At 40.8% G+C, this 22,047-nt stretch carries 19 protein-coding genes and 2 pseudogenes; 11 read left to right on the plus strand and 10 right to left on the minus strand.

Annotated elements, in window-relative coordinates; genetic code table 11:
* The first annotated feature begins 156 nt into the window (after positions 1-156).
* Positions 157-777, plus strand: coding sequence for a tyrosine-type recombinase/integrase (locus IQ244_RS06645; RefSeq protein WP_193891063.1), 621 nt, complete (start codon positions 157-159; stop codon positions 775-777).
* Here the strand turns inward: IQ244_RS06645 and IQ244_RS06650 are convergent.
* The 8 genes and pseudogenes from IQ244_RS06650 to IQ244_RS06685 all read right to left on the minus strand — a co-directional run bounded on the left by IQ244_RS06650 (position 774) and on the right by IQ244_RS06685 (position 12,830).
* Positions 774-3,752: a Tn3 family transposase gene (locus tag IQ244_RS06650; RefSeq protein WP_193891065.1), complete on the minus strand. Its 2,979-nt coding sequence runs from the start codon at positions 3,750-3,752 to the stop codon at positions 774-776. The genes IQ244_RS06645 and IQ244_RS06650 overlap by 4 nt on opposite strands.
* 249 nt (positions 3,753-4,001) lie before the next feature.
* Positions 4,002-6,200: pseudogene (locus IQ244_RS06655) on the minus strand (efflux RND transporter permease subunit); the annotation flags it as partial.
* A gap of 141 nt (positions 6,201-6,341) precedes the next feature.
* Entirely contained in the window at positions 6,342-7,688 is a 1,347-nt protein-coding gene (locus tag IQ244_RS06660; RefSeq protein WP_193891068.1) for an efflux RND transporter periplasmic adaptor subunit, read from the minus strand.
* Between the two features lie 106 nt (positions 7,689-7,794).
* Positions 7,795-7,989: a heavy-metal-associated domain-containing protein gene (locus IQ244_RS06665; protein WP_096614727.1), complete on the minus strand. Its 195-nt coding sequence runs from the start codon at positions 7,987-7,989 to the stop codon at positions 7,795-7,797.
* 357 nt (positions 7,990-8,346) lie between these two features.
* Positions 8,347-8,973, minus strand: a pseudogene (locus IQ244_RS06670) (class I SAM-dependent methyltransferase).
* Between the two features lie 17 nt (positions 8,974-8,990).
* Entirely contained in the window at positions 8,991-9,404 is a 414-nt protein-coding gene (locus IQ244_RS06675) for a heavy metal-responsive transcriptional regulator (RefSeq protein WP_096560766.1), read from the minus strand.
* A gap of 96 nt (positions 9,405-9,500) precedes the next feature.
* The gene (locus IQ244_RS06680; protein WP_193891071.1) at positions 9,501-10,439 is read right to left on the minus strand and encodes a cupredoxin domain-containing protein; all 939 of its coding nucleotides are present in this window, start codon (positions 10,437-10,439) and stop codon (positions 9,501-9,503) included.
* A 129-nt stretch (positions 10,440-10,568) separates the two neighbouring features.
* On the minus strand, positions 10,569-12,830 hold the full coding sequence (locus IQ244_RS06685; protein WP_193891074.1) for a heavy metal translocating P-type ATPase: 2,262 nt from the start codon (positions 12,828-12,830) through the stop codon (positions 10,569-10,571).
* 359 nt (positions 12,831-13,189) lie between these two features.
* On the opposite strand from IQ244_RS06685, the gene IQ244_RS06690 reads away from it, so the two are divergent.
* From IQ244_RS06690 to IQ244_RS06700, 3 genes are all read left to right on the plus strand, one after another.
* Positions 13,190-13,705 carry a DMT family transporter gene (locus IQ244_RS06690; protein WP_193891078.1) on the plus strand — a complete coding sequence of 172 codons (516 nt, stop codon included), beginning with the start codon at positions 13,190-13,192 and terminating at the stop codon, positions 13,703-13,705.
* Between the two features lie 24 nt (positions 13,706-13,729).
* Entirely contained in the window at positions 13,730-14,191 is a 462-nt protein-coding gene (locus IQ244_RS06695; RefSeq protein WP_096560764.1) for a DMT family transporter, read from the plus strand.
* A 65-nt stretch (positions 14,192-14,256) separates the two neighbouring features.
* The gene (locus IQ244_RS06700; RefSeq protein ID WP_096560763.1) at positions 14,257-15,450 is read left to right on the plus strand and encodes a phytochelatin synthase family protein; all 1,194 of its coding nucleotides are present in this window, start codon (positions 14,257-14,259) and stop codon (positions 15,448-15,450) included.
* Positions 15,451-15,555: 105 nt separating this feature from the next.
* On the opposite strand, the gene IQ244_RS06705 is transcribed toward IQ244_RS06700, so the two are convergent.
* Together IQ244_RS06705 and IQ244_RS06710 are read right to left on the minus strand one after the other, a co-directional pair.
* Positions 15,556-15,960, minus strand: a complete 405-nt coding sequence (locus IQ244_RS06705) for a hypothetical protein (RefSeq protein ID WP_096560762.1) — start codon at positions 15,958-15,960, stop codon at positions 15,556-15,558.
* Positions 15,961-16,002: 42 nt separating this feature from the next.
* Positions 16,003-16,308 carry a hypothetical protein gene (locus IQ244_RS06710; RefSeq protein WP_096560761.1) on the minus strand — a complete coding sequence of 102 codons (306 nt, stop codon included), beginning with the start codon at positions 16,306-16,308 and terminating at the stop codon, positions 16,003-16,005.
* A 280-nt stretch (positions 16,309-16,588) separates the two neighbouring features.
* Here IQ244_RS06710 and IQ244_RS06715 point away from each other — a divergent pair, with 280 nt between their 5' ends.
* The 7 genes from IQ244_RS06715 to IQ244_RS06745 all read left to right on the plus strand — a co-directional run bounded on the left by IQ244_RS06715 (position 16,589) and on the right by IQ244_RS06745 (position 22,036).
* On the plus strand, positions 16,589-16,858 hold the full coding sequence (locus IQ244_RS06715) for a thioredoxin family protein (protein WP_096560760.1): 270 nt from the start codon (positions 16,589-16,591) through the stop codon (positions 16,856-16,858).
* A gap of 392 nt (positions 16,859-17,250) precedes the next feature.
* Positions 17,251-17,952, plus strand: coding sequence for a DUF305 domain-containing protein (locus tag IQ244_RS06720; RefSeq protein ID WP_193891081.1), 702 nt, complete (start codon positions 17,251-17,253; stop codon positions 17,950-17,952).
* Positions 17,953-18,008: 56 nt separating this feature from the next.
* Positions 18,009-18,185, plus strand: coding sequence for a YHS domain-containing protein (locus IQ244_RS06725; RefSeq protein WP_096560758.1), 177 nt, complete (start codon positions 18,009-18,011; stop codon positions 18,183-18,185).
* 16 nt (positions 18,186-18,201) lie between these two features.
* Positions 18,202-20,376, plus strand: coding sequence for a heavy metal translocating P-type ATPase (locus tag IQ244_RS06730; RefSeq protein ID WP_096560757.1), 2,175 nt, complete (start codon positions 18,202-18,204; stop codon positions 20,374-20,376).
* Positions 20,377-20,411: 35 nt separating this feature from the next.
* On the plus strand, positions 20,412-20,642 hold the full coding sequence (locus IQ244_RS06735) for a DUF2933 domain-containing protein (RefSeq protein ID WP_096560756.1): 231 nt from the start codon (positions 20,412-20,414) through the stop codon (positions 20,640-20,642).
* Between the two features lie 27 nt (positions 20,643-20,669).
* On the plus strand, positions 20,670-21,323 hold the full coding sequence (locus tag IQ244_RS06740) for a methyltransferase family protein (RefSeq protein WP_096560755.1): 654 nt from the start codon (positions 20,670-20,672) through the stop codon (positions 21,321-21,323).
* Between the two features lie 17 nt (positions 21,324-21,340).
* The gene (locus IQ244_RS06745; RefSeq protein WP_096560754.1) at positions 21,341-22,036 is read left to right on the plus strand and encodes a TVP38/TMEM64 family protein; all 696 of its coding nucleotides are present in this window, start codon (positions 21,341-21,343) and stop codon (positions 22,034-22,036) included.
* The last annotated feature ends 11 nt before the right edge of the window (positions 22,037-22,047 follow it).

Below are 22,047 nucleotides of genomic sequence, written 5' to 3' on the forward strand. Positions count from 1 at the left end.
GGTTCGTGTCACCAGGTGCAGCCTTGTAAAGTTATGTAAAAATGACCGATTTTTCAGGGTTAATTGATAAGAAATACAAATGAGAACATTGCCTAGTTTGTCTCCTTATAGGCAAAGTACAATGAAAATATAGACCTCAGCATGAGGACTTGACCCATGCTATCTATCACTATCCAACATCCATTTTCGGCAAAGATATTTTCTCAAAATACTCCCCCGTCCAAAAAATCATCTCAGAGGGAAAGAGAATATCTGCGGCCATCAGAAGTCAACGCCATGATTGGTGCTGCTCAAAAAGTAGGTCGTCATGGTGTTAGAGATGGAGCAATCATTTTATTGATGTTTCGTCACGGACTAAGAACTGCCGAATTAGTGGCTTTGAAATGGTCGCAAATGGATTTAGTAGGAGGTTATATAGAGATACATCGTGTCAAAAATGGTCATGACAGCATACATCCTCTACGTTCTCCCGAATTAAGAGCTTTGCGTCAAATTCAAAGAGATTACCCCGATTCGAGTTACGTTTTCGTATCTGAACGCAAAGCACCTCTATCAACTCGTTCAATCCGTCATATCATAGCCAGAGCGGGAGAAATTGCTAAAATCGCTTGGACAGTTCATCCTCATCAACTACGTCATGCTTGTGGCTACTATTTAGCATCCCTTGGTCATGATACCAGAGCGATTCAAGACTATTTAGGACATAAGAATATACACCACACAGTTCGTTATACTCAAATGTCACCTCAAAGATTTGAAAAGTTCTGGAGGGATTAAGCAACCAGTTGTTGTGTCAAACCAGCAATTCTCTCGTTGAGATCCAGCTTAAATGTACCATAAGGATTGACATGACTGAAAATCAAAGGAGTAATTGCTCTTTTATCGACTTCAGTTAACTTTTGCTGCCAATGCTTCTGCTCCAGAACACTCTGAATCATCAAAGTATTCACATAGACTAAACATATCTGCAATAGGTGCAAAGATAAAACTGATAACTCCTGACTTTCCAAGCGATTAGAAGCAAACTCTCCACCCTTACCGTAGAAGATAAAATCATTAACCCCATTCCATCTTTCTACTACATTTAATCCTTCATTAACTTCTCGCCGTACCTCTGTTGAGTCAAGGTACTGACACAGAAAAATCGTTTTTATCACCCGACCTAATTCCAATAATGCCAGATAAGTAGGATGTTTAAAGGGATTTTTGCTAAAACGTTTGAGAATTGACTCTGTTTCAGCTGTTCCCAACTTTAAAGCAGTAGTAAACTTCACCATCTGGTCATACTGTTGACGAATCAAATCCCAGTTGATTGGGCGAGTCAGAATCGGTTGTAGATTAGGGTAAGCATCACTTTGTCCAACGTGAGGACGATATAACTTTTGCACCTTAATCCGTTTCAATCTGGGCATTAACTGAAATCCCAATAAGTGAGTAAAGGCAAACGCCACTTCACTTTGACCATGACTATCAACATAATTTTTCTGCACATTCATATTAGTACAGTGGCGTAAAACCCCTTCAATCATCGCCGCCACCTCACTACTAGAACAAGTTTTGAGTTGGGAATAAATACAGGTAGATTTTTTCTCGACGTGCCAATAAATCATCACTCCTCGACCCCCATAACGGAGATGATACTGGGTTAGAAGATTCTGATCCCATGCGCCAAAATGTTTGCTATCACTGGCGCAGGTAGTAGTTCCTTCTCCCCAAATATGAGGTAAGCGAATAGAGAAGATAGCATTAATAACATCACCAATTGCACTGCGTAACTGGTCTTTGTGAATATACCGACGACGTACATAAAGTAAATCTTGATAGTTTTCGCCATTAATACCTGTATTAATTCTCTTTAATCCAGTATTAGTTCCCATGCCATAAAGACACAGTAATAATCGCTTTTGTAGTGTTTCTCTGTCTATAATCTCTCTCGCACCCATACTTGTGAAGTTACGGGTAAAATCTACTCTTAAATCCGTTTCCTTGAGAATGTCTAAAAGACTGGTATGCTCCCAAATTTTGTTAATTTCTCCCTTGAGTTGTTTAAGATTAATGGGTTCAGGTGCAGAGTCTATAGGGCTAAGTCTAATAAAACTTTGACCTTTCTTTCCGATAATAGTAACATCTTGGTTCTTGGGCATTCCTTTATCTAATTTTTCTAGCCCCTGTGCCATTTGTGCTTGTAAGTTTGAGATAAAGGTTTCTACATCTAATGGAAGACTTAAAGCCTGATAGTAGACTTGACGGTGTTGTTCAAAATCAGTAGGTAAATCATGATCTGGATTACCATAACGAGATGCTCCTACTACCCAAATTTCTTTACAACTGAGTCTTTCTCTCAGAGCTTGTAACACGCTAATTTCGTAGTTAATCCGGTTAATTCTATCTTTGCCATCAGAATCTTTTTCTAAGAGAATTTCTTTCCAACCACTTTTGAGAACTCCATCAATCGGTATAGTTTCTCCGTTGTCATAATATCGGGATTTACTTTGAGCATATTTTTTTAGTAGTTCTAATGCCTGAATTACAGGGCGATGAATATCATTATTAGAACAAAATTCTAAGACTTCTAATAGTTGAGGAATCAGCCGTCGATAGTGACTAGCAAAAGAAGAACGCATTACAGTATGTACTCTTTGACGATAAGCTGTACCAGTTGCTTTATATTCAGCCACTAAATCTCTAAGAGTTTTCTGAGAAACTACAGGATATATAACTTTTTCAATAACTCCCGAAGGTTCAGCTACAGCTACTTCTGCAATGCGAAATAAAATATTAGTTTTTCCGGTTACTTCTTTAAAGTCCGAGACTAATTCTTTGTTGATCCGCCTTTCCGCTCTTGTCCCAATTCGTTGAATAATTGACATTAGTAATTCGATGAGATTATCAGTAATCTCTTGAGCGCGTTGAACACAAAACGCTGCCATCAGAGTATAGCGAATCGCCGGGGGATGTTGCCGTAAAAGGTAAGGAGTTTCTGTAGCCGCCCGATGACGGTAGGTTTTAATTAGTTTGGGTGATATTCCTTCAAATAAGTCAAGGGGTAAACCAATACCGTGAATCCGTTTGAGTTTTTCGATTTCAGTTAGGAAACTTTCTAAGCCAACAGGCCCCGGATCTGTTTTGAGAAAGGCAAACTCAGAAGTTTTTAGTTTCAGAGAATCCTGTTTTTCTTCTGCATTCAGAGAATGTTCTGTGATTAAGAGAATATCAATTTCAGCCAGGTTTTCTTTTGATAACACAGAAAGTGTATGATAGCAGAAGTCACTTTCATACTGACTGATAGCACTACGAATCAAACGCTCAATTCTTCCTGATGTGGGCGGTTCGATTTGCAATTCTCTCCATCTTTGATAGACACTTTCAACTAGTGATTCAAACTTTTGTTCATGAGGTAATACTTCTTTAATTAGCCAGTCGCTCATTTCTACTGAATCTTGGACGGTAGCTACTCTAAAATTAAATAAACGACGAATTTCAACACGATAAACTTTTGCGGTTCGTCCTTGCCAATCATAATCTGAGTATGAGCTTTCAGGAATTTTAAGTTGATTTGCTATGTAAGAGATAATAATTTGAGGAATAGACGATTTTTCATCAGGAAAATAGGTAAAAATCTGAAAATGTTTTAAGAACAAAGCAAACCCAATCTGATTACCGCCGACTTTGTTTCTGACTAATTCTAATTCCGTTGGCAGAAGTGTCCAGTTTTCAATTAATTCTTCTGTATCCCAATTTGGCTTGACCATTCATCTTCTTCCCATCATTTGAAAGCCTGAGTATTTCTCAAGCGAGTATATGAGAAAAGATTGTTGCACTATAAGAAATCAATCAACGACACAGATTTTAGACTATTTGTCAACTATTTAAAAAAAATATATTTAGAAAACTTATGAATTAGAGGTAAAAAGGGGGCTAAGAGAAAAAAGTTATTCAAAGGCTAGAATCCATATATATCAAGTGTTCTAGCCACAGGCTGCACTTGATGACACGAACCTTCTATTTTCGCCGATAAGTAACTGTGGTGCATTAGCTGTGTAGGTACTGAATACTCCTTGTAGTCCTGGTGTTTGATTTGCTTTGCCGATCAAATCGTGGCTGATTTTGACTAAATTATTGATATCACTATTATTTCTGTCTCCTCTATCTTGCAGTTGAAACACAAAACCACCCACACTACCTAAACTTTGGATAGTAGGAGGATTCACCGCAAACACGGCTGCGTCTTTGATTGCTGACAGCCCGCCTCTAGCTCGATTTACAATTGCTGATGCTGTTTGTTGGGCTGTTTTTCGCACATCCCAAGATTTTAGCGGTGCAAATATCAAGCCTCTGTTGGGAGTATTACCACTAAAACCAACACCACCCATTGCAAAAGTACCTTGAATCTCTGGTATCTTCAGCAGTGTTTTTTCTGCTTGCATGGCAACTTCACGGGTGTAGTTGAGTGAAGTGCCATCTGGCCCCTGCATTAAGTTAATAAAATAGCCTTGGTCTTCTTCTGGTAAAAATGCTGTCGGGACGCGCAGGTAAAGCCAGCCTGTCCACACTAAAGATGCAATAAACAGTATCACAACAACGATTTTGAAGTTGATGAGCAACCGCAGAATTTGTTGATATCCTTTTTGCACCCAGTCAAGTAACCAATTAATCGCCGCAAAAATCCAGCCTGGTAAACCGCGTGGTTTTTGAGTTTTCCGCAACAACATAGCCGCTAGAGCAGGCGTGAGGGTAATCGCGTTAAAAGTTGAAAGTACAATTGAGAATGCGATCGTCAGTGCAAATTGTTTATATAGTTGTCCCGTTGTTCCAGGGAAGAATCCCACAGGAACAAATACAGCCAAGAGTACAAGGGATGTAGCAATTACCGCCCCAAATAGTTCGTGCATTGATTGGGATGCAGCTTTATGGGGGCTTAAACCCTTTTCTTGAATCAACCGAGTTATATCTTCAACAACAACGATCGCATCATCTACAACCATGCCACTTGCTAAGGTTAAACCAAACAGAGTCAAGCTGTTAAGCGAAAAATCGAAAACCTTAACAAAAGCAAACGTTCCAATTAATGAAACCGGAATTGTAATTGCAGGAATGATCGTAGTGCGCCAGTCTTGCAAGAAAATAAAAATTACGATGACAACCAGCACAATGGCTTCTAATAAAGTTTTGACAACTTCCTTGCGCGACGCTTCGACAAATAGTGAAGAATCATAGGGAAATTCATATTTCAAACCAGGTGGAAAATCCTCTGCAATTCTCGCCATTTCCACTTTTACAGCTTTGGCAATATTTAAAGCATTGCTCCCAGGAATTTGCAGAATTTGATAGCCAACAGCAACGTGACCACTATAGCGAGCAAAGGAACTGTAATTTTCTGCCCCGAGTTCAGCACGACCAACATCTTTAAGTTTCACTAATGTGCCATCTGTAGCCGCTTTGATGACCATGTTTTCAAATTCGTCAGCTTCTTTTAACCGCCCTTGAGTTTGCAACTCAATTTGATACATTTGCCCATCGGGTGCGGGTGGCTGTCCAATACTCCCAATACCTAACTGTAAATTTTGTTGGTGAAGTGCGTTAATTACATCCTCAGTGGTAAGTTTACGATTAGCAAGTTGAGTCGGGTCAAGCCACAACCGCATCGCATAGCGGCGATCGCCAAAAGTCGCAATGTTACCTACACCTTTGATGCGTCTGAGACGGTCTAAAACATAAAGGTCGGCGTAGTTACTAATAAAAGTATCATCGTACTTATCGCCTTCACTATATAAAGCCATCGCTAAGACGATTCCACTCGATTGCTTAGTAACAGAAACGCCTGTTTGTCGGACAACTTCTGGCAGTTTTGGTTCTGCAAGCAAGACGCGATTCTGCACATCAGCCGCAGCAGTATCAATGTCGTAGCCTTGGTCAAAAGTGACGATGATGTTGCTAGTACCGTCACTGCTGCTGGTTGAAGTGATATATTTCAAACCTTCAACACCATTAATTTGTCGTTCTAAAACTGTTGTGACTGTCTCTTCTACAACTTGCGCGCTCGCACCAATGTAATTAGCGGTGACATTGATTTGTACGGGGCTGATATCTGGGTACTGTTCTACTGGTAGTAGGGGAATGCTGATTATCCCTACCATGAGCATTACTAAAGCACAGGCGATCGCAAATACAGGTCGCTTGATAAAAAAATTCGCAAACATAGACTTATTTCTTTGTAGGTAAAAATCTGGTTGTACAGGAATTGTTGGTTAGATTAACTACACTTTTTTGTCTCACGCAGAGACGCAGAGGCGCAGAGAAGAGGCAAGAGTGTAATCGAAACTAAAACCAGTTGTAAGTAACTACTGTTCAGGGAGAATGGGAGTACCATCTCTTAAGTTGAGTAAACCGGAAACAACAATTTTCTCGCCTACGGTTAAACCTTTCAGCACTTGATACTGATTACCCTGGATACTACCTAGCTCTACGGGTTTGAGCCGTGCTACTAACTGCGATCGCTTGGGTGATGATTCAGCGACATAAACAAAGGTTTCTGCACCCAAACGGATGACAGTTGAAGTAGGAATTAATACGCCTGGGCGTTTGTCCCAAATCACTTTCGCTCTAACAAATTGGTCGGCTCGCAACTGTCTGCGGGAATTATCAAACAATGATTTGACTAAGACTGACTGAGTATCATTGGCTGTGTTGGGAGCTATGAAAAATATGCGACTGTTTCCGAGATTTTTACCTCGTTCGTCAATTAACTGCAATGTCATTCCGGGACGCAATCGGGTTGCTTGTTGAACTGGTACGGAAATATTGACTTCTAGAGTTTGATTTTCGGTAATAGTTGCCAATTGAGTAGAGGTATCGACAAAATCACCAATTTTGATGGGTATATCGCCTACTTTGCCAGCAAAGGGTGCGGTAATTTTGTAGTATTTCAACTGGACTTGTTGTTGTTTGGTAGCTGCTTGAGCTTGTTGTACGGCTTTTTCGGCTTGAGAGATAGCTGCTTTTTGGGCTTGAATTTGGGCATCAATTGCATTCAAACTGGCTTTAGCTGTAGCTAGTTTGTTAGCGTATTGATCCTGAGTTTGACGAGATATCGCACCTTCCGCAGCCAGGTAAGAGTACCTTTGGTAGTCCAACTCGTTTAGCTTCACATCAGCTTGCTTAGATAAACGTTCAGCTTCTATAGATTTGAGAGTCGCTTTTGCATTTTCGAGTTGCGATCGCGCCGCCATTGCAGCTGCATCTACACCGCTAACTGCTGCTTTTTGTTCTTCTGCATCTATTTGCAGAATGGGTGTACCTGCTTTTACTTCATCCCCTGCTTGTACAAAAATCTGGGTGATTTGTCCTTGGATTCTCGGACGCAGAGTAACTGAACGCCGAGATTGCAGGTTAGCAATAAAATTGGAACTTTGTTCAATTGTGCTTGCTTTTAGGGAGGATAATTTTACTTGTACGCCAGGAGGTGCAGCAGCTGTAGCTACTGGGGGTTTTGCACTGGGAGTAGAGACACGCCAAACTGCAATACCTCCACCTGCTAATAGTAGAGTGAGCAATAGCCAAAGCCAAGGTCGCCGCGATCGCGGTGATGGTGATTCAGCCTCTAAATCATCGTCATCTAGAATGGGAGTCTGATTTTCCAAATCATCATCTAAATCTAGAATAGGAGTTTGGTTTTCCAACGGGTTCATGTTTGAGCAATTTCCTGTAATTTCAATTGAGTCGAAATAATTCCTAATTAATAGATTTTTATCAACAGTTAGCAAAAGCTAACTGTTGATATTTTTTTGAAAAACCCTAGATTGATGGATAACCAACAGAGGCGATCGCTTCTTTAATAGCTGTCTCTGATGCTTGAGTTTCTACACTGACAGTTTTAGTTTTTGTGTCAGCTTTTACAGTGGCATCAGCATCAATTTTTAGAATTGCAGTATTGATAGTATTTACACAAGCTGAACAAGCTAATTTAGGGACAGTAAGTTGTATTGTCATCTCTGGAAACTCCTGATTTTTCCTACTAAATGGTTGTTTGAGTAGTGTTTTAATTGTTTTACTCAACTTGGAATTAGCTTAAATTCTCCATCTGCCTGGAGAGTCAAGAGGAAAATCAAAAAAGAATAAAAAATCAACCACAAATAAATCAAACAAAAAGTTCTGGGCGGATGCTGACTCCACTCAGAACTTTTCAAGATAGATACATACAGATAAACACAAATTATGTGTCTGTCTATATCTGTATTTTTATATACAAGATGACTTTATATTATTGTATTTAGTGGTAATATTCCATCACTATTAATTTTAGGAACTTTTATAAGTTAGTAAGCAACAATCAAACATAAAATTGGCTTAAGCCTTTAGGATTGCAGTAGCTACCATCAATCCCCACACAACACCAAAGCGAATTTTAGTTGCACGAGAAACCACAAAATTTGCATCTTCAAGAAAGTGGTGAAATTCATTTTGGGTATAACACTGCTTATGAGCCGGATCAAAAACTTTCAGGATTGCGTCACAGATTTTACAAGTTAAATAATCTCTACACTAATCCAGGATAATGACTTTACCATCAGGCTTAAGAACACGTCTCATTTCCTTTAATGCAGCAAGTGGATCATCAAAGTAGTGAAACGAATTAGCAGACACAATCACATCGAAACTATCATTGTCAAATGGCAAAGTTGATGCACTTGCAATCTGAAATGAGACTTGAGGATAAGCACTACATTTCTGTTTGGCGATCGCCAGCATCTTCTCTGAAATATCTACCCCAACAATTCGTTGTGATAAATACTCAGCTAGAAGTAAACGTTCAAACTCACCAGTACCACAGGCAACATCAAGTATAGTATCTGTTTGTGATATCTCTGCCCAGGCTTTCAGAAAAGATAGTGTATTAGTTATATAACTTTTCCAACGTAGATCGTAAACAGAAGCTAACTGGTCATACTGGTTACGAACTATAGTTTCACTCATATTGTTTTTTGTAAAATTTATTCATGTTCAATAATCGGACAAATTGTTGAATGGTCATTATCAGGCTTTATTTCCCAACCAGAAAGCAACCCTGATAATTCTTGTCTCAAAATCAGTAATTGCTGAATTTGTTCATCAATAGCTTTTACCTTATCTTCTAGTTTAATTTTGATATGCTCACAAGGTAATTCTCCACTATCATGAACATTTAAAAAATCCTTAATCTCTGATAAGCTTAACCCTAAACTTTGAGCGCGTTTAATAAAGTGTAGTCGTTCCAAAACATCAGAGTTAAATAATCTAAATCCTCCTTCTGTTCTTCCGGATGATTTGAGTAGACCAAGTTCTTCATAGTAGCGAATAGTTTTAATTGGTACTCCGCTGTCTTTGGCAACTACACCAATCTGTTTTGCTTCTGCTTGAGCTAACATACTTAGCAAATCTTTAGTGAAATATGATTACCGATCATATACTAAACTCTCCAGTTAGCTGGAGAGTCAAGCATGAGCAGTATCATTCCGTCATTTTTATGAGAAATGAATTTGAGTGGACACCTTTTCTTCACTAGCGTCTGCGGCTTGGACGGAAATTGCACCTCGAAACATCTTCATGCCGCAGGTGAAAGCATATTCACCTGGTTTTTCTGGAGTGAACTCAATTGAGGTTAATTGATTGAGTGGTAAATCAGCAGCAATACCAAAATCAGGAATTAGCACTTTCGCAAGGCAATTACTGGGATTTTCGCGCAGAAAGTTGAGCTTTACTCTTTGCCCCACTTTAACAACAACATGATTCGGTGCATATCCCTTATCTACATTGATGGTGGTTTTCTGAATTCTTTGCTCTACAGTTGTTTCATGCTCATCGATTGAACTGAAGGATTTGGGTTGTGGTTCTTTCATCGTTTTTTCTTCCTTTATGACTGTTGATTGAATGTCTGAAGCTTCGGCTTGAATTTCACCACGAAACATATTCATGCCACAGGTAAAGAGATAAGTTCCGGCTTGTTTGGGTGTAAATTCCACAGTGGTTACTTGATTAAGCGGTAAATCTGCGGCAATGTGAAAGTCTGGAATCACGACTTTTTCTAAGCAACTGCTGGGATCTTTGCGTTCAAATTTCAGTCTTACTGGTTTCCCTACTTGCACTACAATTCGACTGGGATCGTATCCCCCATCAACAATGACACTTACTTCCTGAACGCTTCCACCTGTTGCAACTGCTTTTTGAGACTTAGGTTTACTGAGTAAAAACCACCAAAGTTGTAAGCCGATTAGTCCTAATCCGCCGAGAGTGACGGCTATTTTGTTCCCTAGTGGCTGATCGATACGTTGAAATTGATTAGTTTGGACTGTTGCCGATGAGTGCGTTTGGTGGGATTTTTGTGCGACTGCTTCACTAGATACAATTGAGAATACAATTCCTAAACTGGCTATACTACCGATGAGTGCTGTTTTGTTTACCATTGAAAAATCTCCGAAGTGCATGTGGGTAAGTTGTTAGCTACACTAAAATTCCTGAAATCACTCCCAGCAGAAATCCAAATCCTGCTAAAGTTCCGAAAAATATGGTTTGATTGAACATTGTTATTTCCTCTATGCAAGTGTTTTAGGTTGGAAGTTGCGTAAACGCAGTGCATTAGTGACTACAGAAACTGAACTAAAGGCCATTGCTGCACCGGCGATGATGGGGTTGAGTAACCAACCGAAAAAGGGGAAGAGAATCCCGGCGGCGATGGGAATACCAGCAACGTTGTAGATGAAGGCGAAGAATAAGTTTTGGCGAATGTTGCGAATTGTGGCGCGGCTGAGTTGAATTGCTGTAACTATGCCTTGTAAATCGCCAGAAATTAAGGTGATGTCACTAGCGGCGATCGCCACATCTGTACCAGTGCCAATGGCAATTCCGACATCGGCTTGAGCTAAAGCTGGTGCATCATTGATACCATCACCAACCATCGCTACAATCTTGCCTTCTGCTTGTATTGCTTGCACTGTCGCGGCTTTTTGGTCGGGGCGCACTTCTGCCATGACTCTTTTAATACCAACTTCACGGGCAATACTTTCTGCGGTGCGGCGGTTATCACCTGTGAGCATGACAACTTCTAAACCGAGTCTTTGCAATGCTTTCACAGCCTGGGTAGAAGTGGGTTTAATGGCATCAGCAATCCCCATCAATCCTTTGATTTCGCCGTCAATTGCTAACCAAACTGCTGTTTTACCCAGGTATTCTAAGCGTTCTTTGTCTTGTTGCAAGGCTTGAGTGTTAATACTCAATTCTTCCATCCAGCGTTGTGTACCAATTTGCACAAGTCGGTTAGCAACGATACCTTGGACACCACTACCTGCTACAGCTTCAAAATCTCTGACATCTGCTAATGGCACTTGCTGAAATTCGGCATATCGAACAACTGCTTCTGCCAAGGGGTGTTCAGAATTGCGTTCTAAGGATGCTGCTAGTTGTATCAGCTTAATTTCGTTACCGTTGAGCGTACCGTTAACTGTCAGAAAATCTGTAACTGTGGGTTTACCTTGAGTAATTGTGCCTGTTTTGTCTAAGACAATGGTTTGAATCTGGTGTGCTATTTCTAGACTTTCCGCACCTTTAATTAAGATGCCGTTTTCTGCACCTTTACCCGTACCCACCATAACGGAAGTTGGTGTAGCTAAACCCAATGCACAAGGACAAGCGATAATTAACACCCCAACTGTGGTTATCAACGCTAGGGTGACATTGCCCATGATGTTGTACCAAATGATAAAGGTAAGAATGGCGATCGCAATTACCGCAGGTACAAACCACCCAGTAACTTGGTCTGCTAGTCTTTGAATCGGAGCTTTTGAGCCTTGAGCTTGTTGTACTAATTGCACAATTTGTGCCAGTACAGTATCTTTACCAACTCTTGTTGCCCGAAACTTAAAACTTCCAGTTTTGTTGATAGTTGCGCCGATGACTTCATCCCCTGGTTGCTTTTTGGTGGGTACACTTTCGCCAGTCACCATCGCTTCATCAACTGTAGATGTCCCGTCAACTACTTCGCCATCAACAGGAATTTTCTCCCCAGGACGCACCAGCACCACATCACCAATTTCTACTTGCTCAATCGGTACATCTACTTCTCGTCCGTTCCGAATCAACCGTGCTGTTTTCGCCTGCAAACCAATCAACTTACGGATAGCTTCTGAGGTTTGTCCTTTGGCACGATTTTCAAACAGCCGCCCTAGTAAAATCAAGGTAATGACGACAGCACAAGTTTCATAATACACATCTGGCATCAATCCCTGAGCAATAAAAAAGCCAGGAAATAAGGTAGCGAATAGGGAATAGAAATATGCTGCACTTGTACCCAAAGCTATTAAGGTATCCATTGTCGCGGCATGACGCTTAAAAGCTTTCCAGGTATTGACGTAAAAGGAGTAACCACACCAGAACTGTACAGGAGTTGTCAGAACTAATTGCACCCAAGGGTTATGCAACCATGTGGGAATGAAGGGCAAGTTTAACCCTGTCATCATTGGTAGTGAGCCAATCACCAGCACTATGCTAATGATGCCCCCTACTGTTACTTTTTGTTGTAAATCACGGGATTCTTTCAGGCGATATCTTTTCTCTTCATCATCTTCTCCCGCCATCAGATTTTGTTCTTGGAGGGGATAGGCAGAATAACCTGCTGCATCTACTGCCTCTTGTATAGCTTGTAAATCTGTTTTTCTGGGGTCATAATCAACTGTTGCCTGTTCTGCCCCAAAATTCACACTACATTCATTTACACCAGGGACAGAACTAATCGCATCTTCAATACTTCTGGCGCAGGAAGCGCAACTCATACCGCGTAGTTTAAGTGTGGCATTCTCCATTTCAAAGCTCCAATTATCAAGTCGTGTTCAAGACTGATTTCATCTTGAATGCTCCAGTGAACTGGAGTGTCAAGGGGGTAGAAGAAAAAAATTGGAACTAGGCAAAAAGTCCTTTCTCAACTAGCTTTGCAGCTATTTCCCATACATTAACTGAACTGGGGAAAAATTTCTGCTCAAGTCTCTTGACTCTCCAGTGAACTAGATATTTGAAGATAAACTCCAGCAAACAATAACCAGCTTGATTTAAAGTTCGGAAAGCTTTTGGAATGCGCTATTGGCAAAATTTGCCTATGGTTATACCATTTCAGCTGTTCTGGCATAGTTCAGCGTCGGACTTGTAATTCACTGGACTAACAGCTATGAGCATCATCCATCTACCCTCAACAAAAACCACTGTTTCAAAATCTCCCACTGTTTCAACCTTAACTCGTCCCCCTTCACCTTTTCTGTTAATTGCTTTCTTTAATGGAGCCGTACTGCCTATTCAAGCAGCAATTAATGCTCAGTTAGCTCGGTCAATAGGTTCTTTCCCTCTAGCTGGAGATATTTCCTACTTCGTAGGCACTATAGTTCTCGTAAGTCTTCTATTAACTGGCAAATTCGGACGACCAAATTGGTCTGCGTTACCCAAAGCACCTTGGTGGGCTTTTTGTGGCGGATTGGTGGGTGCTTGGTACATAACCTCAAGTGCATACTTGACAACTAACTTGGGAACTACGCTCACAATTGCGTTGATTGTCAGTGGTCAATCTTTCATGGGGATGCTGGTAGATCATTTTGGATGGCTCTCAGTGCAGCCTCGTCGTCTCACGCCTAACCGACGCATTGCTGGAGCATTATTACTCTTAGCCGTTTTTTTTCTCACTTTGAAATAACAATTTTTAGTTTGGAGTATTAGTATGGAAATTTTGCTAGCGATCGCTGGTGCTGGTTCTGCTGGCGGACTGCTTGCTTATGGTAGTGCTGCTAATGTTCGATTAATGCAAGTAATTCGTTCCGCGATCGGTGCTGCTACTGTTAATTTCACTATTGGATTTACAACTTTAGCACTACTGATGGTGCTGGGAGTCATCGGCCCACTATCCCTCAATCAATTGTCTCAAGCTCCTTGGTGGGCTTTCTTTGGCGGTGCTTTGGGAGCAACTTACGTAACGCTCAATACTCTCAGCATTCCTAAATTAGGTTTGACAAACACAACAATGGCTGTAGCATTTGGACAGATGCTGATGTCACTGATCATTGACCAGTTTGGTTTATTTGGGGTTATGAGTCATATCGTCAGTGCGCCCAGATTATTAGGAACTGGGCTTTTATTAGCCGCAGTTATACTTACACAATTAGATGCTAAACAAAGCAGATAACTGACCAATGATATATCTGATATCTGCAATAATTCAATCCATCATAGTTGAGATTTTCTTTGTTCATGGATACTGAAGGATTTTATCGTCGTCCTTTACCTCCTCCTAGTATTTCTTTTGCTTCCCCTGATGGGCGACAAATCTTTCAAGAAGCGATCGCATTAGGGGGTATGGAGGGTTATTTTCCCCTTGCCGAACAATTTCATACCCAATCAGAGCCAGCTTTTTGCGGGTTAGGTACGTTGGTCATGATTCTCAACGCCTTATCAATTGATCCTGGGCGAATTTGGAAAGGTGTATGGAGATGGTACGGTGAAGAATTTCTCGAATGTTGCCAACCACTGAGTGCAGTTAAAAATCAAGGCATTACTTTTGACGAATTTGTCTGTTTAGCGCGTTGCAATGGAGCTAAAGTACAACCCTATCGTTACGACCAAAGCAACCTACAAGAGTTCCGAGAAGCTGTTAAGCAAGCCACCTTTCTACCTCAAGGTTTACATTTAGTTGTTTCTTATTCACGACAAGTTGTAGGACAAACTGGGGATGGACACTTTTCACCAGTGGGAGGATACCATCCGGAACGAGACCTTGTGTTGCTTTTAGATGTGGCTCGTTTTAAATACCCACCTCACTGGGTTCCCCTAACTGTTTTATGGAATGCTCTACAACCCATTGATACTGCAACTGGTAAGTGTCGTGGCTATATGCTTATTTCTAATAAGAATATTTCCAGTCAAAATTTATTTCATGTAGGAATTAATATACATCAATGGGCGAAAGTTGCACCTTATTTTAAAGATATTGCACCAACTTTACTGGCTCAAGAACAGCCAGATTCATTATTTGTGTTACTGGATGTATTATTAATAAACTTACCACTAGAGTTAACTTCTGTTCTCTACATTACTGAAGATGCCCTATCGACTGAATTTTTTGAGATATGGTGCTGTTTATTGGAGGAAATTAAATCGCATCCTTTATGGACAGTTGCTCAAAACGTACTGTTGAATAGAAATTTCTCGGAAACTTCTGTTATAGGAAAGTGGCAACTCCAAGAGAAAAACTTAACTTATTTGCTAACAATGTTTCTTTTATCTTGTCCAGAGGAAATTTATCAACCGCTAAATGAGCGTTTGCGTTCTCACATATATCAACTTCGAGAAGTCGATAGGCTGCCGCCACTGATGCGTCAGGAAGTAGTTAGCTTAAAAGAACAAATGTTAGCGTTACAGAATTTATTTCAAACATTATCAAATTAAATGTACAACACTTTGCATATTTGTGTAATATGTGTAGAGACCTTATACGTAAGGTCTCTACATTTCTTCCTGTTTAAGTTTTTCCTCTTTTAGATGAGTGTGTCTTCATACAGAATTGGTATTACCTCTGCCTTTCTGTTTGTTATAAACTAGATTTTTTTTGATAATAAAGTCTACATCACTTGAAATACTTTGTGATGAGTTAGGTTTAGCATAGTGATGTTGTGCAAGCCAAGCACTAACTTCCTCTTCAGATAACGCTTGGAAACGATTTCCGCTCAGTGAATCATCAATAATCCACCAGATATTTCCCATGCGATCGCTTGTCTGCCAAATAAAGGGACTTGAACTTTCCATCAAAGCTAGAGCGATCGCCCTAGCCGCATGATTCAAAGGTTGGCTGACTTCTTGAAATTGAGGTCTAAATCCATCAGAAATATCTGAAGGTGTCCATTCTTGTTTTTGGTAAGTTTGAAAATCATCCAAAAATTTATCGAGTATTATTCTCATACTTAATCTCCGTAGAACTCAATATTTAACTTAGGCTTTGCTTTACCATCTATGTTTGTGAGAACCTAAAGTTTTTTGATAATAAAGTTGCTCAATCCAAATTAAAACTTCCTGTTCCGAAGCCAAAGAAGCAGATTTACCTGTTGCTGGATCATAGGCAAACCACCAGACATTACCTTGGCTATCGCGCCGTTCCCAAACTTCTGGTTCGGGTTCTTTATAGAGGAAGTCAACAAACCATCTCCAGAATTTTCCCAATAATAATTGAATGCTGAATCGATTTTTGTGAGGTACTTTAGAATCAGAACTTGATGTCAATCTCTGATGTAACTGTTGTCTGCTTGTCATAAATAAATTCCCAGGTATAACTATTGAAAGGACAAAAAGTTATCCTTTCTTTTCGCAACTCAATAATTTAATTTTTAATGCTCCATTTAACTGGAGAGTCAAGAGATCGCGAGAAAAACTTTTATGAAGCAAAACATAGTTATAAATTTGTATGCAGAAAATTAATTTGTAATTAATATCAAAGAAATTTATACAAATTATTAAGATTGTATTCATAAACTTGAATCTCCACCTAACAGGAGAGTTGACAATACTAGTAAAGTAATTGTTGGTGGAGATTATGACAAAACGTCAAATTGAGATATTTACAGCCAATTGTCCTCTTTGTGACGAAACAGTCCGTACAGTGCAAGAATTAGCTTGCTCAAATTGTGAAGTATTAGTCTATGATTTGCGTTCAAGTCAGGAACAGCAGACTTATCTAGCGAAAGCTGAACATTATGGAGTTCAATCAGTACCAGCCATCGCTATCAACGGAGTGTTAGTGCTGACGGGTAAACCAACTCGTGACCAATTGCTAGCAGTGGGTGTAGGTCAAGCACTGAATTAAGTATGGATGTTAAACAAACTCCAAACAGCGCGATTGTCTTTAGCAGTATCCTTCGGGTAATCGCATTTATTACTAGACCAGTAAGGATGCGATCGCCTTGATTATGTAAAGAAACGTGTACAAGAAGAATATTTCATCCTCTTTTCATCTCTAGATGTAAATCTTAAATTATAGGTTTTTGTTGAAGATAAAACGATTTAGCTATTTGATTGGAAAGAAAATTAACTTAATTTTTGCAAGAAAAGTGAAACCAAAAAAAACTTGCATAATACTTGATGTCTGAGCAATTTTATTGAGTTTAATTTAAAATTTATTGTCTCACAAGTTCCTCACAATCTCTCGATAATTTCATAAATATAAGTTGTCTTTAACTCCTAAAATGAGGTGGGGTTATGAAAACAAAAACATTGTTGCATGGCTTGGCTGGTCTATTAAGCACTAGTGCGCTCGCTGGATTAGTAATTTTAAATAACGCACAAGCTCAGGTTTCAAACTCAGAACACAATACTCATCACCCATCTACAGAAACTACTCCTCCTCCCCAAAGAGGGATGATGACTAATATGGATCAACATTTCATTGAAATGATGGTTCCTCATCACACTCAAGCAATGGAAATGGCTGATATCGCATTAAGTCGCGCTCAACGCCCAGAAATTAAAAAGCTAGCGGCAGCGATTAAAAACGACCAAAACCGTGAAATTCAGCAAATGAAATCTTGGTACAAGGCATGGTACGGGAAAGAAGTACCTGTAACAGCCATGACTCGTCAAGAAATGATGGCAATGCATCAGCGTATGTGCCAACAGATGAACCCAGGCATGATGAAAATGCCGATGAACTGCAACATGATGGGTATGAATGTAGATTTGGCAGCCTTGAAAAATGCACCAGATTTCGACAAAGAATTTATCCGCCAGATGATTCCTCATCATCGCATGGCTCTAATGATGTCGCAGATGGCTACTAAAAAAGCTACCAAACCAGAAATTCGTAACTTAGCTCAGTCCATCATTAAAACTCAAACGGCTGAAATTAACCAGATGCAGCAGTGGTATCAGGTTTGGTATAAATCCAACCCCGAAGAAAGTTGAATTCCGGAGAGATTTTGACCTGACACGATTGATATCTGCTCTCAAGGAGGTCAATTATGTGGAATTTTTTTAGACGCAAGCGTCAACAAGATAGTGACAAGACTGCTGTAGACCCAATATGTGGCATGACTGTAGAAAAGGCTACAGCATTGAAGTCCGAGCGAGACGGACAGACTTACTATTTTTGCAGCCAGACTTGCCTGCATACTTTTGAATCACAACCAGCAGGATGAAGGAGTTAATTCAAAAATGGCAAGAACTCACGAGCATCACGGACATAGACACGCAAGCATTGTACCCCAAGGTGGGATGGCAAAAGATCCTATTTGTGGCATGACAGTACCTAAAGCCACATCCTTGAAGACAGAACGAAGTGGACGCACTTACTATTTTTGTAGCCAAACTTGCTTAAACACATTTTTAGATCCTGAGAAGGAACTCAAATCTATGCGGACTCGCGTCACCATTGCGATGACGGGGGTACTATTTTTAGCAATTCTGCGAGCGGCTGCATTTTTGGGACTGGCAGCAGGTGTAAGTATCTTAAGCTGGGTGCCGATTTCTGCTCTACCCTGGTTCACCTGGGGAGTCTGGCTTTTTATCCTGGCTACCCCTGTACAGTTCATTGGTGGCTGGTCATTTTACGTGGGAGCGTGGAATGCCATCAAAAGCCGCAATGTAAACATGGATTTCCTGATTGCTCTAGGAACCAGCGTTGCCTATTTCTATAGCGTGGCAGTGATTTTCTTTCCTAATGCTCTACCTGTCGGAGTCGAGGAGCGAGATGTTTATTTTGAAGTTTCTGCCGTCGTCATTGCCTTTGTTTTACTAGGCAAGTATATGGAAGAAATTATCAAAAAGAACTCATCGGCAGCAGTACGTAAACTCCTAGATTTAAAACCTGCTACCGCTAGAGTCATCCGAGACGGCATGGAGATGGATATTCCGGCAGAGCAAGTAATGGTAGGCGAAACCATTATTGTCCGTCCGGGGGAAAAAGTACCAACAGATGGAGTTGTGCTGGATGGAGCTTCATCTGTAGACGAGTCAATGCTCACAGGCGAGTCATTACCAGTAGAGAAGCAAGCTGGAGCGACTGTGATTGGTGGTACATTGAACAGAACAGGAGCATTCAACTTCCAAGCAACTCGTGTCGGCTCTGAAACTGCTCTGGCTCAAATCATCAAAGTTGTGGAGGAAGCTCAGGCAAGTACGGCGCAAGTCCAACGGTTGGCAGATAAAGTCACGGGCTATTTTGTCCCTGCGGTGGTGGGAATTGCGGTACTGGCATTTCTCGGTTGGTTACTTGTCGGGAACTTTCCCCAAGCTTTACTTGCATTCATTGCTGTGTTAATTATTTCTTGTCCCTGTGCTTTGGGTATTGCTACTCCCGCCGCGTTGATGGTTGGTGTGGGTAAGGGAGCAGAAGCCGGGATTTTAATTCGGGGTGGGGAAATTTTAGAAAGGGCAGAAAAGCTCTCGACTGTCATTTTTGACAAAACTGGCACCTTGACTCGTGGTGAGCCTAGTGTAACGGATATTGTAGCTTTGGCAGAACGCCCAAACGATGAAATTCTCCGGTTGGCGGCGGCTGTAGAAGCGGGTTCAGAACATCCTTTGGGTGAAGCAATTGTGCGAGCAGCCAGACATCAGATGCTAGATATTCCCAAAGTGAATAATTTTGAAGCTATTCCCGGACATGGGATTCGGGGAGAAATTAATCGAGATAGGATTTTGCTTGGTAATCGCCGCTTGTTCCGCGAGCAAGGCTATCAAATTAATCCTGCAACAGAAGAGATACTGACTCGTTTGGAATCTGACGGTAAAACAGCCATGCTGGTTGGTTGTAATGGTTTGCTAATGGGGATTGTGGCAGTAGCCGACACCATCAAACCTGAAGCCAAGGAAGCGATCGCTGCTTTGCGACGGGAAAAAGTTAAAGTCGTGATGCTCACCGGAGACAATCAGCATACTGCCGAAGCGATCGCCCGTCAACTGGGAATCGATAAGGTAATTGCTGAAGTATTACCCGGTGATAAAGCCCAAGTCGTCAAAGATATTCAACGACGCGGCGAAGTTGTGGCAATGGTGGGAGACGGTGTTAATGATGCACCCGCCCTAGCAACTGCTGACATTGGTATTGCTATTGGTTCTGGTGCAGATGTTGCCAAGGAAACAGGCGGTATCATTCTGGTGAAAAACGATGTGCGGGATGTTGTGACTTCGATTCGCCTGTCTCGTGCCACGATGCTCAAAATTAAACAAAATCTATTCTGGGCGTTTATTTATAACACCATTGGCATTCCCATTGCTGCCTTCGGTTTTCTCAACCCAATTATTGCCGCAGCTGCGATGGCTTTGAGTTCCTTGTCAGTGATTGTTAATTCATCACTGTTGAAAGGATTCAAATTGTCAACAAATTGAATTGCAATTGCTAACTGCATTGGGGGAAAATTTCTATGAATCATCAATCTAGTCAAGATAGTTGGTGGAGATCGCCCGCCAAAATAGCCTTATATATTTTCCTGGCCATTGCTGCATTTTTTCTCATCACTGAACACTTAGCACATCTAGCTGGAATTCTGCCCTACTTGTTACTATTAGCCTGCCCATTCATGCACTTATTTATGCACGGAGGACATGGTGGACACGGCGGACACAGTGGCGGAAATGATCGTTCATCTCGGTAAAAAATATCAATCAACAGGAAATAAGAAATGAACAACGCACCCGCCTACGGTCTTTGGTCTTTGGTGATTATCAACTCTTTAGTCTTCATCATCTTTGCCTTCAGCTTTACAAAACCAAAAAGTCCCCGTGATTGGCGAGCCTTTGGTGCTTTTTCTGCCTTTATCATGGCTTTGTTCACGGAAATGTACGGCATACCTTTGACAATTTACCTGCTTTCAGGTTGGTTGCAAAGCCGCTATCCAAAGTTGGATTTACTTTCCCATGATGTAGGACATCTCTGGTGGACAATGCTAGGGATGAAAGGCAATCCTCACTTTAATCTGTTGCATATTTTGAGTAACATCCTCATTTTTGGTGGGTTTATCTTATTAGCATCAGCGTGGGAGGTTCTTTACAAAGCCCAGCGTTCTCACACATTAGCTACTACCGGCCCTTATGCAACAATTCGCCATCCCCAATATCTAGCTTTTATCAGTATCATGTTTGGTTTTTTGCTTCAGTGGCCTACAATTCTCACATTATTGATGTTTCCAGTGCTGGTGTGGATGTATACACGACTGGCACGCCAAGAAGAACGTGAAGTGCGAGCAGAATTTGGTGCAGAGTACGATCTCTATGCCAGCAATACACCAGCTTTTTTTCCTCGTCTGGGAGACACCACCAAGAGAAGTAATACCTAAAAGGGAGAACTAAGTAAGTGAAAAGACAGGAAAGAATCAAAATCCTGTTTAATTGTCAAAACACCTTTGCGTTGGCAATTTTGCTCCTATGTTTAGCCGTCTGTTATTGGTTACTGAATCCACAGGTAAATATATTAACACCAGAAGGATTTAGAGAAACTGTAAAAAATTTAGGGTTACTTGGCCCATTTGTCTATATTGGTATCTTAGCTTTATCTGTAGTTATTAGTCCTATTCCCAGTGCGCCACTCGCAGTTATAGCTGGCACTATTTGGGGGACATTCATGGCAGGAATATACAGCATAATAGGAGGTTTTATCGGTGGTTTAATTGCTTATTTTTTGGGTCGAACTTTGGGGCGATCGGCCATTAAAGCTTTAACTGGTAAGATAATTTATTTCTCGAAAAACACAGGAGAGACCTATCTTAGCTGGGTAATTTTTATTACTCGGATGCTGCCAATATTTTCTTTTGATTTGATTAGCTATGCTGCGGGAATTGCTGGTCTTTCTCTTCCTAAATATGCCCTGGCTACTTTTTTAGGCATGATTCCCTCAACATTTTTACTGACCTACATGGGAGGAGCATTAAGGGTAGGCACACCTTTAGGAATTGCTATTTCGATTATTTTACTGATTGTAATTATAGTGTTGCCTTGGTTGATTCGACGTTATAACTGGCTAGACCTTAGAGATGTTGTGCGTGTGGAATAAATATATATTTT

Source organism: Nostoc sp. LEGE 06077 (genome assembly GCF_015207705.1).
Classification (GTDB): domain Bacteria; phylum Cyanobacteriota; class Cyanobacteriia; order Cyanobacteriales; family Nostocaceae; genus Nostoc_B.

Excerpts from the sequence above, each read along its gene's own strand:
- IQ244_RS06645 (WP_193891063.1), top strand. The coding sequence starts at position 157 with ATGCTATCTATCACTATCCAACATCCATTTTCGGCAAAGATATTTTCT.
- IQ244_RS06650 (WP_193891065.1), bottom strand. The coding sequence starts at position 3,752 with ATGGTCAAGCCAAATTGGGATACAGAAGAATTAATTGAAAACTGGACA.
- IQ244_RS06660 (WP_193891068.1), bottom strand. The coding sequence starts at position 7,688 with ATGAACCCGTTGGAAAACCAAACTCCTATTCTAGATTTAGATGATGAT.
- IQ244_RS06665 (WP_096614727.1), bottom strand. The coding sequence starts at position 7,989 with ATGACAATACAACTTACTGTCCCTAAATTAGCTTGTTCAGCTTGTGTA.
- IQ244_RS06675 (WP_096560766.1), bottom strand. The coding sequence starts at position 9,404 with ATGTTAGCTCAAGCAGAAGCAAAACAGATTGGTGTAGTTGCCAAAGAC.
- IQ244_RS06680 (WP_193891071.1), bottom strand. The coding sequence starts at position 10,439 with ATGGTAAACAAAACAGCACTCATCGGTAGTATAGCCAGTTTAGGAATT.
- IQ244_RS06685 (WP_193891074.1), bottom strand. The coding sequence starts at position 12,830 with ATGGAGAATGCCACACTTAAACTACGCGGTATGAGTTGCGCTTCCTGC.
- IQ244_RS06690 (WP_193891078.1), top strand. The coding sequence starts at position 13,190 with ATGAGCATCATCCATCTACCCTCAACAAAAACCACTGTTTCAAAATCT.
- IQ244_RS06695 (WP_096560764.1), top strand. The coding sequence starts at position 13,730 with ATGGAAATTTTGCTAGCGATCGCTGGTGCTGGTTCTGCTGGCGGACTG.
- IQ244_RS06700 (WP_096560763.1), top strand. The coding sequence starts at position 14,257 with ATGGATACTGAAGGATTTTATCGTCGTCCTTTACCTCCTCCTAGTATT.
- IQ244_RS06705 (WP_096560762.1), bottom strand. The coding sequence starts at position 15,960 with ATGAGAATAATACTCGATAAATTTTTGGATGATTTTCAAACTTACCAA.
- IQ244_RS06710 (WP_096560761.1), bottom strand. The coding sequence starts at position 16,308 with ATGACAAGCAGACAACAGTTACATCAGAGATTGACATCAAGTTCTGAT.
- IQ244_RS06715 (WP_096560760.1), top strand. The coding sequence starts at position 16,589 with ATGACAAAACGTCAAATTGAGATATTTACAGCCAATTGTCCTCTTTGT.
- IQ244_RS06720 (WP_193891081.1), top strand. The coding sequence starts at position 17,251 with ATGAAAACAAAAACATTGTTGCATGGCTTGGCTGGTCTATTAAGCACT.
- IQ244_RS06725 (WP_096560758.1), top strand. The coding sequence starts at position 18,009 with ATGTGGAATTTTTTTAGACGCAAGCGTCAACAAGATAGTGACAAGACT.
- IQ244_RS06730 (WP_096560757.1), top strand. The coding sequence starts at position 18,202 with ATGGCAAGAACTCACGAGCATCACGGACATAGACACGCAAGCATTGTA.
- IQ244_RS06735 (WP_096560756.1), top strand. The coding sequence starts at position 20,412 with ATGAATCATCAATCTAGTCAAGATAGTTGGTGGAGATCGCCCGCCAAA.
- IQ244_RS06740 (WP_096560755.1), top strand. The coding sequence starts at position 20,670 with ATGAACAACGCACCCGCCTACGGTCTTTGGTCTTTGGTGATTATCAAC.